This is a genomic window from Streptomyces sp. TBY4, from assembly GCF_024213195.1.
Taxonomy (GTDB): Bacteria; Actinomycetota; Actinomycetes; order Streptomycetales; family Streptomycetaceae; genus Streptomyces.
Map to the genome: position 1 here is coordinate 543,622 of NZ_JANAVF010000002.1, position 12,107 is coordinate 555,728.

Genomic DNA, 12,107 nt, shown 5'->3' on the forward strand with positions numbered 1-12,107 from the left:
TCACTCCGGTGTCACTCCGGCACTCCGGTGTCACTCCGGCGGGCGACGGTGTCACCGTGAGGCGCGACGGCGCAGCAGGCCGCCTGCCGCCAGCAGGCACACGAGGCCCGCGGTGGTGGCGGCGACGGGGGCGGTGGTGCCCACCAGCCCGAGCTTGCGGCCGGCAGCCTGCGCGGTCCGCACCTGGCCGTCCCGGCTCTCCGCCGTCATGGTGAGGTCCGCCCGCAGCAGGGCCAGCAGGTCAGGGCCGTCCGCCGAGGTCCGCAGGGTCACCAGCGGCTGCGTACGGGCATCCATCACCGTGCCGGTGACCGGGTCCACGGTCACGCTGAACCCGCCGTTCGCGTAGTACCGGTCGGCGACGACCTGACTGCGGTCGGCGAGTCCGAGCAGTTTGCCGGGAACCTGCTGGGTCCCGACCTTGGTCGCGCCGAGCACGGCGCCGTAGCGGTAGCCGGTCCGGCCGTTCACGGTCGCGGTGCCCTGGAAGTCGAGGGTGACGGTGCCCCCCAGCGTGGAGTCCCAGTAGGCGTACGGGCGCTTGGCCAGGCCGAACGGGAACTTCAGGTACGCCTCGCCGGAGAAGACGGGGCTCTCGCCGTGCGAGTGCAGCGGCAGGTTGGTGCTGCGGTCGGTCACCCAGCGTTCCACCGTCCACTGGACGGACTTCCGCGGGTCGTGGAGCCCGCGCGTGGCGGCGGTGTCGATCTGGGTGGAAATGTCCATCACCGCGCGGGTCGGTCCGCTCAGTGCGACGTTGCCCACCACCCGCCGGGTGAGCGTCAGGTCCTGGACCGGGCTCACGGCGACGGCCTTGGTGTCGAAGACGGTGCCGCTGCCGGTGAAGACGGTGGTGGTGTTGGTGTCGATCGGCGTCTTGCGCAGGTTCGGCAGGGCGTACCAGTGCAGGAGCGGCGCCAGCACCAGGAGGAAGGCCGCGACGGCGGTCAGCGCCAGGCCGGTGCGGGACAGGCGGCGGGGCGCCGGGGCGGGTCCGGGGAGTTCCCCGGCGGGGTGGTCGAGGATCTGATCTGTGGGCACGGGCATGATGACGCTCCGTAAGGGGATTGGGTGGACGCAGACCGTGTGGCGGTGAAGACGGTGGTGCGACGAAAGATCCCCAACGGCTGCCGATGGTGAGGCAGGCCCCGTGTACATCCCCTGAGCGCGGAACCGTAGGTCCCCCCTTGACGGATTGTCAACGTCGGGGCAAAACTGTGCGGGCACGGGACCGGGCCGGTGCGAATGGTGTCGCCTGTCGTTTCGCCCCGCTCGTTCGGGGCCTACGGAAGGGACAATCCGCAGCCATGCGTACCCGACGCCCCGTTCTCGCCGTCGTCCTCACTGCCGCGACGGGGGCTCTCCTCGCCGTCGCGGCCGTACTCGGCCTGGTCGCCCTCGCGACCGCCCCTCCCGCCCAGCCCGACGTGCCGCTCGTCTCCTTCGCCGGCTGATCCCGGCGCACCCTCACGGAGGCTGCCCGCATGAGCGTACGAACCGAATTTGCTCCGGCTGCCGCCCCGCTGCGGTCGGCCTCCCTGTGGAGCACCGTCAGCGCCGCCGACACCGAGCGGTTCATCAGCCTCGCCTCCAAGGAGATCCCCACCCTTTCGGTCGAGGTGATGCAGCAGATCCACGCCCAGTTCCCGCAGGTCGTGGAGATCTTCGACGACGACGGCGTCTCGGGGGTCCTCACCCGGATCAGACTGGCCCTCGGCCCCTTCATCGAGAGCGTCCGGGCGCCAGGCGGCCCGAAGATATCGGGGGACGGCGCCGTACGCTTCCGCGAAGTAGCCGCCTCCCTCGACCGGTGCGAGACCCTCCCCGGGCCGGCGCTCGACTTCATGCGCGCGGTCTACCGCTTCGGCGCCCGGGTGTCCTGGCGCCGGCTCACCGAGATCGCGGACGGAGTGGGGATCCCGTCCGCCGCGATGTACGAGCTGGCCGAGGCCGGCTTCGATTACATCGAAGCCCTGGTCGGTGAGGCGGCCCGGGACCAGCTCAGCAACGAGTCCCTGGCCGCCGGCGAACGGCTCCGCCGCCAGTGCCGCCTGATCGGGCTGCTGCTGGCGGACCAGCCCGCCGACCCCGAGGCGACGTCCCAGTACGCCGCCAACATCGGCTGGCGGCTCCCGGAAACGGTCGCGATCGCAGTTCTCAGCCGCAACGAGAACGTACTCCTGCCGCCGGCCCTCGGCGCCGGCATCCTGCTCGACTGGGAGAGCGAGCAGCCCCGGCTGGTCGTCCCGGGCTCCGCCCAGGCCGGCCGGGCCGACGCGCTGCGCCAGGCGCTCCCGGGGTGGAGCGGCGCGCTGGGGCCGACCGTACCCCTGGCCCAGGCGGCCCGCTCGTTGCACTGGGCGCAGACGGCGGTCGGCCTCATGAAGGCCGGGGCCCTGCCGTCCCGTGGTGTGCTCGACTGCACCGAGCACACCACGGCACTGCTCCTGCTGCCTCCCGCCGAACTGATCGACGACCTGGCCGCCGGCTGCCTCGCACCACTGGCTGCCTGCAGACCGGGCCAGGCGGACCGGCTCGCGGAAACACTGCTGGCCTGGCTCCAGACCCGGGGCGGTGCGGCGGAGGTGGCGGCGCGGATCGGCGTCCACCCCCAGACGGTCCGCTACCGGATGCGTCAGCTCAGGGAACTGTGGGGAGACGCGCTGGACGACCACGATCAGCGCTTCGCCCTGGAGCTGGTGCTCCGCGCCCGGAAGCTGCAGTCGCCGCGGCCGTGCGCGGCGTGACGGCGTGCGCCGCCAACTTGGTCTTACCGGTGGTGCTTTGGCTCGTCTCCGTGAGGCGGCTCAGGCGAGCAGGCGGGGTCGGGGTGCGGGTGGAACGACCCATAGGCTGGCCCTATGTCTGACACGTTGAGTTCCGATAAGACCGCGTCCGCGCTGCGGACATCTGCGCGGGTCTCTGCTGAGTTGCTGCTGGTCCTGGTGGGGGCTGCGGTGGCGTTGTGGCTCCTGGGCCGGATGTGGTCGGTGATCTGGCCGCTGATAGTGGCCCTGTTCCTCACCACTCTGACGTGGCCCCTGGCCGCCTTCCTCCGGCGGCACGGATGGCGCCCGGCCCTGGCCGCGTCATCGGTGACCGTCCTGTTCCTCGTAGCCGCAACGGGAGTCGTGGCGCTGATCGCCGTGCCCGTGGCGTCACAGTCCGGCGAGCTGGGCGACGGCGTGGTCAAGGGTGTCCAGCAGCTGCGCGAGTGGGCTGCAGGGCCGCCGCTGAACATCGGTGACGCTCAGATCGCAGGGGCGTTCGACGCAGCGGTCGAGCGGGTCCAGAACAGCGTCGGCAGCGCGGTCTCCACCGTCGTCACGGGGGTGAGCACCGTCTTCAGCGGCCTGGTCACCGCGATCCTGGCGCTCTTCCTGATGTTCTTCTTCCTCAAGGACGGCCCGCGGTTCCTTCCGTGGCTCGCCCGGCAGCTCCCCGGTCGGCTCGCCACCGACGTTCCCGTCGTCGCCGCGCGCAGCTGGGAGACCCTCGGTTCGTTCGTGCGCTCCCAGGCCTTCGTCGGACTGCTCGACGCCGTCTTCATCGGGCTGGGGCTGTGGATCGTCGGTGTTCCGCTGGTGCTGCCGCTGGCGGTGCTGACCTTCGTCTCCGCGTTCGTGCCGATCGTGGGTGCCTTGTTCGCCGGCCTCGTCGCGGTGCTCATCGCGCTGGTCTCGAACGGTCTGACGGACGCGCTGATCGTGCTGGCGATCATCATCGTGGTGCAGCAGTTGGAGGGCAACGTGTTCCAGCCCATGATCCAGAGCCGCGGTCTCGGGCTTCACGCCGCGGTGATCCTGCTGGCGGTGACGCTGGGCGCGAGCCTGGCCGGAGTGGTCGGCAGCCTGCTGGCAGTGCCGGCGGCGGCACTGATCGCGGTGGTCTGGAACTACCTGCGCGAGCAGCTCGCCGAGCCCTCGCCCGGCACGGAGCCCGATACGCCGACCACCGGAGTGGCTCCCTCGTAGCCCCCGGCAACCGTCGCGTCGGGGTCCGGCGGACAGCCCCGGCGTCAGGTCCTCCAGGTCCGGTCCCGCACCTCCGGCCGTACCTCGAACCCGGCCGCCTTGTACGTGGCGACGGCACCGGCGTTGGAACTCGGCGTGCATACACGGACGCTCGACGAGCCCATATCCCGCAGCGCGGCCGCCCCGGCCACGGTGATCGCCCGGCCGTATCCGCGACCACGGTGGTCCTCGTGGACGCCCATCGGCTCGATCACCCCCGGCTTCCCCGGGCCGGCCGACCACACCGTCACCACCGCCGCCACGCTGCCCTGATCGTCGTAGGCGCCCAGGCAGCGGGCGTCGGCAAAGAACGGTCCCGCCGACATCGCGTGCCAGAACTCGCGCGTAGGCCGCGAGGTGTTGAACGCCGACCGCAGAACGTCGGCGTAGTCCTGCGCCTGCTCCGGGCCGATCGACTCGATCCGGACACCGGGGTCCTCCACCGGCTCGGTGAGGTCGCGGAAGAGCGGCGTCCACGGCTCGTCGACGCCCCAGCCCTCCTTGCTCAGCAGGTCGTGGAGCAGCAGGCCCAGCGGCGCCTCGACGGACACCGCTCCTTCCGGCAGCACGCCGCGCTCGGGCAGCGAGAAGTCCTCGACGAGCCGCCGCGCCAAGTCCTCGTCCTGGAAAGCGTCCGGAGCAACCGTCATCCGCACCAGCGACGGCGAGTCGAGCATCCCGACCGCGAGAATCCGCCCGTCCCGACTCCAGGTCCGGACCGCTGCGGCCGTCTCGGCCGTTCCGAACCGGTAGTTCCAGCCGATGTCCCCGGAATGCAACTGCATCGGCGCTTCGTCGTACTGCCACTCCCGCAGCACGGCCATGGCCCCGCTCACCCCGTCGGCCGCCGGCGTACCCAGCACAATCGTCATGGCCGGGATCAGACACACAATCCCGAAGTTCCACAACCGATTAACCGAACGGCAGGTCGCCATAGGCGCCGGCGCGGTTCACCGAGGGCGTTGACTTCATCGTTGTCGCCGGATACACCGAACCGTCGGACAAGGGCCTGCGGAATCGCCGATGGCACCGCCGCGAGAGAGGGACATGCCGAAGTGAGCGAACCGGAGTACGCGGCGGCGGGGGTCCATGACATCGAGCAGTTCGCCGCCGCCGTGCGGCAGGCGTCTTCCAGCGATGCGCCGAGAATCCTGATCGGCATCGACGGGCCCGGCGCGTCGGGCAAGAGCACCCTGGCAACGCTGCTGGCCACCGCACTGGGCGGCGCCGAGGTGGTCCACGGTGACGACTTCTACCGTCCGTCCGCCACCCGCCCCGAGGACGACGCCGAGGTCGGCGGTCAGTTCGATCTGGAGAGGCTGCTGCACCAGGTGGTGGCCCCCGCGGCCGCCGGAAAGGAGGTCACGTACCAGATCTACGACTGGGACCGTGACGAGCTGGGTCCGTGGGTATCGGTCCCGGAGGGTTCACCGCTGATCGTGGAGGGCGTCTACACCACGGAACTGCGCCTGCGCGACCACTACACCTACCGGATCTTCTGCCTCGCCGACCGGGACGTGCGGCTGAACCGCGGGCTGGCCCGGGACGGCGAGTCGGCCCGCTCCCAATGGGTGGACGAGTGGATGCCGGCCGAGGACCGTTACGTGGCCCGGCAGCGCCCGGACCTGGTGGCCGACATCGTCCTCATCGGCAACGGGGCGGACGTCGACGGCCCCGTCTTCCACCGGCCGACGAGGCCGAGATTGATCACGACCGGCGATGCGGAAACCATGCGCGTGTCGAGCGCGCCAGCGTGGTGGCCCTGCTGTGCGCCCCCAGGGACACGCGCGGCCCCGTGGAGTGCCTCGCCGCGGCCGGCCTCGAACTGCCGCCGACCGCCGCACCCTTGGCCGTGCACGTACCGGCGGTCCGCGGCGGCAACCTCGTCCACACGTCCCGCCAACTGCCGATGACCGACGGCCGTTTGCCCGTCTTGGGCAAGGTCGGCGAAGGGGCGGAACCCGGACGGGCGAAGCAACTGGCGCAGCAGTGCGCGCTCAACGCACTTGCGGCGGTCACCTGGCTGGCCGGTGTCCTGACTTCGCGTGTGCGTCAGTGGGCGGCGCCCCGGGGGACGGCGAAGTCGGTGAGTCGGGCAGAGCCCGGCGTGAGCTCCTGCCAGGAACCAGGGAAGGTGAGTACCGCGATCGCGGACGTCGGGAACTTCCGGGACAGGCGTTCGAGCGCTTCGGCTTCCGCGGCGGCCACGGCCTTCCGGGCGAGGCTGACGGCCAGATCCTCCAGGCCCGGGTTGTGGCCGACGAGCAGCAGCGTCCTCACCTGCTCCGGTACCTCGGCCACCACCTCCAGCAGGTCCTCCGGCTCGGCGGCGTACACCCGCTCGTCGAAACGCACCGGAACCTCGGCGCCCAGTTGCCCGGCCGCCAAGGCCCAGGTCTCGCGGGCCCGCCGGGCGGTGGAGCAGATCACCAGTGCGGGCAAGCAGTCGGCGTCGCGCAGCCAGCGACCCGCCGCGGGTGCGTCCCGCAGACCGCGCGGGCCCAGCGGCCGCTCGTGGTCCGCGACGTCCGGCCAGGCGGATTTGGCGTGGCGCAGCAGCAGCAGGCGTCCGGCGGATCCCGCGGTCATGACTTCAGCCTCATGACCTCAGCCTCGCACGTCCACGGGGGACGGGCGGGCCGACGAGGCTGCGGGGGAGTGGCAGCTGCGCCCGGCTGGATTCGTCCTCGTACGGAAGGCGGCTTCGTTCTGCGTGCTTGTCCGTCTCGCGAACACCGCCGTCCGTCGCGGGTCTACAGCGGGCACCGGCCCGATCCCTAGTGTCGTTCCCGAAACCGGCCGCGCTGCGACCGGTCGGGACGAAGGAGGGAGAGAGTGACGATGACTACGGGAACGGCCGAGCTCACGGCCCTGGCCGGCCATTACAGCGAGAACGGGTACGTGCTCGTGAAGGGGTTGCTGAGCAGGGAGGAGGCGGCTTCCTACCGCCAGTGTGCCCACGACGTGCTGGCCGCGCTGGACGACGACGAGAACGCGACATGGGACTCCGCGGCCGGGATCGCGGCCGGAACACCGACCCGGCTGCGGCACCTGCACGACGTGCAGTTCCACTCCGCGGCGTTCTCCCGGCTGCTGACGGACGAGCGCTTCACGCGCGTCGCCGCAGCGGTGCTGGGCGGGCCGAACGTGCAGTTGCATCACACCAAGCTGTTCGTGAAGCCGCCGGAGAACGGGTCGCCGTTCCCTCCGCACCAGGACCACCCGTTCTTCCCGCACACCCACCACCGCGTCGGTGCCGCGATCTTTCACCTGGACGACGCTCCGGAGGAGAAGGGCTGCGTGCGGATCGTGCCGGGCAGTCACCGGCAGGGGCCTCTGGAACACGTGGAGGACGGCGGCCACCACCTTCCCGACGTGCCGTTCGACACGACCGTGCCGCTTCCCGCCGAGGCCGGCGACGTGCTCTTCTTCTCGTACTTGACCGTCCATGCCTCCGGCGTCAACCGCGGCGACGAGGCGCGCACCACCTGGCTGGTGCAGTTCCGGGACCCGGCGGATCCGCCGGCGGTCCGGGCGCACGACCACTCGCGGGGACAGGGCATGATGCTGGCCGGCGTCGACCCCACGGACTGGAGGGCCGGTTGAACCTGGAGAACGTGGCACGGGCCGGCGCGTTCACCGAGCTGAGCGGTGTGCTCCAGACCTGCCAGGCCGGGGCCTTCCAGGTCGACTTCTTCAGCTGGGGCTTCTATCCCACGTCGCCGTGGCGCAACTACTGGCACCGGCACTCCTTCTACGAGGTCTGCCTCGCCTACGGCGGCGCCGGGCGGTTCAGCACCGGCGCGGAGCACCACGACGTCGGCGCCGGTGACGTCTTCCTCGCACGGCCCGGTGACGTGCACGAGATCGAGTCGAGTCGCGCGGAGCCCCTGGGCATCGCCTTCTGGAGCTTCGCCCTCCGGGCCGGGCAGCACGGCCCGGGTCCCGGAGAACGGGGCTGGTGGTCGGGGCTCACCGACACCACGAGGCCGGCGGTGTCACGGCGCACCGGTTCGCTGGCGTCCCTGGTCACCGCGCTCGCCGAGCACGCGGCGCCGGTGCGGTCGGGGTACGAGTCCGTGCTCTCCGGCCTCGGGGCCGCACTCGTCGTGGACACCGCGCGGGCCTTCGCGGCCGAGGAAGACCTGTGCACCCGATCACCTGCGGCGACCCGGCTGTCGCCCGCGGTGGCGGCGATGCAGCGCTACCTGGCCGACAACCTGTCCCGGCCCATGACGGTCCGGGAGGTCGCGGCCGCCGTCCACCTTTCGCCGCGCCATGCCGAAAGGCTGTTCCGCAGCGAAACCGGTGGCTCGTTGATGGCGACCCTGCGCCGGATGCGGCTCGACCTGGGCGCGGCCCTGCTCCTCGACTCCGGAACCTCGGTGACGGAGGTGGCCCACGCATGCGGTTACGCCGATGTCCGGGCTTTCAGCACCGCGTTCCGAAGCGTGTACGGCCACTCACCACTTGCCCACCGTGAGCTCGAGGGCACGCTGCACCTGTGATGCTCAGGCACTCAGGCACTCAGGCACTCAGGCACTCAGGCGCTCCGCCGAAGCCGGATCAGCCGGCTGGCGCAGTCGCCGGAGGGCAGGGCCAGGTCGATGCCGTGCCGTACCAGGGCGGCGCCGCTGAGGGACCTGCCCGAGTCCAGGTCCAGGTACCGGGCCGCGGGATCCAGGGCCGGCAGGGTGAGCGCGGTGGGCGGGTGGCCGAAGCGGGTCGTGGGACGCCAGGCGAGAACGGCGTGGTCGGCGCCGTCCCCGGAGGCGTAGTGCACGGCCGTCACGCCGCCGGGGCCGCTCAGACGGTACTGCCGGCCGTGCTGGACGAGGGGGCGGATCTCCTTGTAGCGGGCGACGAGCGCCGCCGCCTCGTCGAGTTCCTCCTCGGACCAGCGGGTGAGGTCTCCGCCGAGGCCGAGTGCCCCGGCCATCGCCACGTGGAAGCGGAAGCGCAGGGGCGTGGTGCGGCCGGTGGTGACGTTGGGGCTGTCGGTCACCCAGGCGGCCATGGCCCGTGCGGGGAAGAGCTGGCTGAAGCCGTGCTGGATGCCGATGCGGTCGACGGGGTCGGTGTTGTCGGAGGTCCAGGCCTGGTCGGTACGGGCGAGGATGCCGAGGTCGACCCGGCCGCCGCCGCCCGCGCAGGCCTCGATCCGCAGGCCGGGGTGGTCGGCGCGGAGGCGGTCCATGACGCGGTACACGGCGCGGGTGTGGTCGATCCACAGCCGGTCGGGGTCGGGATGTCCCGGCCAACCCGCCTCGGTGACGACCCGGTTGGCGTCCCACTTGAGCCAGTCGACGGCATGGTCGCGAACCAGCCGGTCCAGGGTGCGCAGCGCCCACGCCTCGACCTCGGGGCGGGCGAAGTTCAGCATCAGCTGGTTGCGGAGCTCGGTGGCGTCCCGGGTGGGGGCGTGGACGACCCAGTCGGGGTGGGCGCGGTAGAGGTCGCTGTCGCGGTTGACCATCTCCGGCTCGACCCACAGGCCGAAGTCCATGCCCAGGCGGTGCACCTCGTCGGCGAGCGGCCGCAGGCCGTCGGGGAAGGCGGAGGGCCGGGGCGTCCAGTCGCCGAGGCCCGCCCGGTCGCTGGTGCGCGCGCCGAACCAGCCGTCGTCCACGACGAAGAGCTCCGCTCCCAGGCGGGCGGCGAGGCCGGCCAGGCGCAGCTGTCCGGGGTGGTCGATGCCGAATCCGGTGGCTTCCCACGAGTTGTAGAGGACGGGCCGGTCCCGGTCGGGGGCGGGGAGCACGTGCGTACGGAGGTACGTGTGCCAGGCGCGGCTGGCGGCGCCGAAGCCGCCCTCGGTGTACAGGCCCGCGAAGACCGGGGTGCGCAGGGTCTCGCCCGGGCCGAGCGTCCAGCCGACGCCCTCGTGCCCGAAGCCTCCGGTCCAGGTGGTGCGGCCGACCGGATCCCGGTGCACGGTGACGCGCCAGCTTCCGCTCCAGGCCAGGGCGGTGCTCCAGACCTGGCCGTCCCCCTCGCCGGCGGTGCCGTCGTCGAGGGCGAGCCAGGGGTTGGCGTGGTGGCTGGTGAGGCCGCGGCGGCTGGTGAGGACGGTCTCGGCGACCGGGAGCCGGTCGCGCTGCAGCTGGAACTCGCTGTTCCAGCCCCCGGCGAGGTGGCTGAGCCGGTATTCGGGGAGGGCGGGGGCCGTCCATTGGGCGGAGTCGCACCGGTCGACCGAGATCGGGCCGGAGCCCTCGGTCCCGGTGTGGGTGATTTCCGTCCAGCGTTCGATGACGTCGCTGTCGGGCCGGACCCGGTAGCAGAGCTCGGCGGCCAGCGGGTAGTGACGGTCGGTCAGGCGAAGGCGCAGCTCGCCGCCCTCGGCGTGGTGGCCGGTGAAGTGCCACTGGGCGCCTCGCGTGCCGTCGGCGAAGCGGACCTGGAGGCCCGCGGGGCCGAAGCGCGCTCCGGTCTGGGGCGCCAGTTCGTCGGGCGCGGCGTCGGCCTCGAAACTGCTGGCCGCGGGGGAGGCGGCGCCGGGCAGCGCCCGGAGTCCGTCGGCGTCCAGGGCGGGTCCCCAGTACAGATGCCGGGGGCTGCCGTCGGTGCCGACGCGTACGGCGTACGTGCTGTGGGGGGTCCGGAGGACCGCCAGCCCCAGGGTGCGGTCGAACGAGACGGTCGAGGACGTACGAGGCACGAGTGGTCCCAGGAGAGGTCGGGCGAACGTGTGGGTCCGGCGCTCCGCGGAGGGGCGGTTGCCGCCGAAGCCTCCGGAAGGGCACGGAAGTGACCCGAGAGTAGGGCGGCAGGTTCGCGAAAATCAATACTGGACGAACTTATTTATTTACCGGTACGTTGCCGCCGTGTTTCCAAACCAGACAAGGCCGTTGGTCACCGCCCCGGCCGAAACCGCCATCCTGAGCCTGCTGTTGGCCGAGAGCCCGTTGAGCCGGGTCGAACTGGCCCGCCGCACCGGGCTGTCGTCGACCGCGGTGACCAAGGCCGCCCGGCCGCTGATCGACGACGGCTACCTGCACGAACTTCCACCGGAGCGCACCGCTCCCGGGGCCGGACGCCCGGTGAACCCGCTGTCCGTCACCCCCGACCGGGAGTTCTTCGTCGGAGTGAAGATCAGCGCCGACCATCTGTACGGCACGGTCTGCGACCTGCGATCCCGGCCCCGCTTCCACGCGAGCCGACCGCTGGCCGACCGGGGCCCGGCCGCCGTGTGCGCCCTGATCGCCGAGCTCGTCGAGGAACTCCTCGATGCACAGCCCGAGTTCAAGGCCCGTACCCGGCAGATGGGCATCGCCGTCTCCGGCGACGTCGACCGGCCCGGCGGGCGCGTGCGCTACTCGGTGCTCCCCGGCTGGCGCGACGTGCCGCTGGCCGAGACCGTGGCCCGCGCCACCGGGCTGAGCGTCACCATCGCCAACGACGTCAAGGCCCTGACCGTCGCGGAGCACTGGTTCGGCGACGGCATCGGGACCGAGTACTTCGCCCTGGTCACCATCGGCGCGGGCATCGGCTCCGGGATCGTCGTCAACGGCCAACTCGTGGACGGCGCCTACGGGGTGGCCGGGGAGATGGGCCACATCAGCGTCGATCCGGCGGGACCGCGCTGCCACTGCGGCTCGATCGGCTGCGTCGAGGCGATCGCCTCCAGCGACGCCATCCTCACCACCGTGCGCCGGGCAACCGGCCGTGCGGACCTCGACTTCGACGGGACGGTCCGCCTCGCCCGGGAAGGAGACCCTGCCGCACGGGACGCCTTCGCCCGGGCCGGCCAGGCCATCGGCACCGGCATCGCCAGCCTCGTGAGCCTCCTGGGGCCCGAACGGGTCGTCGTCACCGGAGAGGGACTCGACACCTACGACCTCTTCGGCGTGCACATCAAGGAGGCGTACGCCGCGCACTGCTTCAAGGCGGCCGCGAAGTGCCCGCTGACCCTCCGCCCCCTGCCCTGGGAGGAATGGGCCCGAGCGGCGGCCGTCGTCAGCATCCAGGCGCTCTTCCCCTGAGGGCGCCACGGCCCGCTGCGAAGGGTCACCCCATGAACGCCGTGCGACCGGGAGCCCCATCACCGGCCCACGTCACCGGCGCGACCGATGTCCGTCACCGCCTGGCAGC

At 71.9% G+C, this 12,107-nt stretch carries 11 protein-coding genes; 7 read left to right on the plus strand and 4 right to left on the minus strand.

The features are described from left to right. Positions 1-51: 51 nt before the first annotated feature. Complete coding sequence (locus NLX94_RS06830; RefSeq protein ID WP_254381677.1) at positions 52-1,047, minus strand: DUF3068 domain-containing protein; 996 nt, start codon at positions 1,045-1,047, stop codon at positions 52-54. A 260-nt stretch (positions 1,048-1,307) separates the two neighbouring features. Between NLX94_RS06830 and NLX94_RS06835 the strand changes: the two genes are divergently transcribed. The 3 genes from NLX94_RS06835 to NLX94_RS06845 all read left to right on the plus strand — a co-directional run bounded on the left by NLX94_RS06835 (position 1,308) and on the right by NLX94_RS06845 (position 3,974). Continuing rightward, entirely contained in the window at positions 1,308-1,454 is a 147-nt protein-coding gene (locus NLX94_RS06835; RefSeq protein WP_254381678.1) for a hypothetical protein, read from the plus strand. 30 nt (positions 1,455-1,484) lie between these two features. After that, entirely contained in the window at positions 1,485-2,747 is a 1,263-nt protein-coding gene (locus tag NLX94_RS06840) for a helix-turn-helix domain-containing protein (protein WP_254381679.1), read from the plus strand. A 114-nt stretch (positions 2,748-2,861) separates the two neighbouring features. After that, on the plus strand, positions 2,862-3,974 hold the full coding sequence (locus NLX94_RS06845; protein WP_254381680.1) for an AI-2E family transporter: 1,113 nt from the start codon (positions 2,862-2,864) through the stop codon (positions 3,972-3,974). A 44-nt stretch (positions 3,975-4,018) separates the two neighbouring features. On the opposite strand, the gene NLX94_RS06850 is transcribed toward NLX94_RS06845, so the two are convergent. Then, positions 4,019-4,885 carry a GNAT family N-acetyltransferase gene (locus tag NLX94_RS06850; RefSeq protein WP_254381681.1) on the minus strand — a complete coding sequence of 289 codons (867 nt, stop codon included), beginning with the start codon at positions 4,883-4,885 and terminating at the stop codon, positions 4,019-4,021. Positions 4,886-5,068: 183 nt separating this feature from the next. Here NLX94_RS06850 and NLX94_RS06855 point away from each other — a divergent pair, with 183 nt between their 5' ends. Continuing rightward, positions 5,069-5,926, plus strand: coding sequence for a (d)CMP kinase (locus NLX94_RS06855; RefSeq protein WP_254381682.1), 858 nt, complete (start codon positions 5,069-5,071; stop codon positions 5,924-5,926). A gap of 139 nt (positions 5,927-6,065) precedes the next feature. On the opposite strand, the gene NLX94_RS06865 is transcribed toward NLX94_RS06855, so the two are convergent. Then, entirely contained in the window at positions 6,066-6,602 is a 537-nt protein-coding gene (locus NLX94_RS06865; protein WP_254381683.1) for a histidine phosphatase family protein, read from the minus strand. Positions 6,603-6,854: 252 nt separating this feature from the next. On the opposite strand from NLX94_RS06865, the gene NLX94_RS06870 reads away from it, so the two are divergent. Next, positions 6,855-7,619 carry a phytanoyl-CoA dioxygenase family protein gene (locus tag NLX94_RS06870; protein WP_254381684.1) on the plus strand — a complete coding sequence of 255 codons (765 nt, stop codon included), beginning with the start codon at positions 6,855-6,857 and terminating at the stop codon, positions 7,617-7,619. Beyond that, entirely contained in the window at positions 7,616-8,521 is a 906-nt protein-coding gene (locus NLX94_RS06875) for an AraC family transcriptional regulator (protein WP_254381685.1), read from the plus strand. The genes NLX94_RS06870 and NLX94_RS06875 overlap by 4 nt, the downstream gene beginning before the upstream one ends. Before the next feature lie 35 nt (positions 8,522-8,556). On the opposite strand, the gene NLX94_RS06880 is transcribed toward NLX94_RS06875, so the two are convergent. After that, positions 8,557-10,674, minus strand: a complete 2,118-nt coding sequence (locus NLX94_RS06880) for an alpha-galactosidase (protein ID WP_254381686.1) — start codon at positions 10,672-10,674, stop codon at positions 8,557-8,559. A 190-nt stretch (positions 10,675-10,864) separates the two neighbouring features. Between NLX94_RS06880 and NLX94_RS06885 the strand changes: the two genes are divergently transcribed. Further along, positions 10,865-11,998: an ROK family transcriptional regulator gene (locus NLX94_RS06885; RefSeq protein ID WP_254381687.1), complete on the plus strand. Its 1,134-nt coding sequence runs from the start codon at positions 10,865-10,867 to the stop codon at positions 11,996-11,998. Positions 11,999-12,107 lie beyond the last annotated feature (109 nt).

What these genes read in the sequence shown, in the direction of transcription:
- NLX94_RS06865 (WP_254381683.1), bottom strand. Translation starts at nt 6,602, where the DNA reads ATGACCGCGGGATCCGCCGGACGCCTGCTGCTGCTGCGCCACGCCAAA.
- NLX94_RS06835 (WP_254381678.1), top strand. Translation starts at nt 1,308, where the DNA reads ATGCGTACCCGACGCCCCGTTCTCGCCGTCGTCCTCACTGCCGCGACG.
- NLX94_RS06830 (WP_254381677.1), bottom strand. Translation starts at nt 1,047, where the DNA reads ATGCCCGTGCCCACAGATCAGATCCTCGACCACCCCGCCGGGGAACTC.
- NLX94_RS06870 (WP_254381684.1), top strand. Translation starts at nt 6,855, where the DNA reads ATGACTACGGGAACGGCCGAGCTCACGGCCCTGGCCGGCCATTACAGC.
- NLX94_RS06845 (WP_254381680.1), top strand. Translation starts at nt 2,862, where the DNA reads ATGTCTGACACGTTGAGTTCCGATAAGACCGCGTCCGCGCTGCGGACA.
- NLX94_RS06850 (WP_254381681.1), bottom strand. Translation starts at nt 4,885, where the DNA reads ATGACGATTGTGCTGGGTACGCCGGCGGCCGACGGGGTGAGCGGGGCC.
- NLX94_RS06840 (WP_254381679.1), top strand. Translation starts at nt 1,485, where the DNA reads ATGAGCGTACGAACCGAATTTGCTCCGGCTGCCGCCCCGCTGCGGTCG.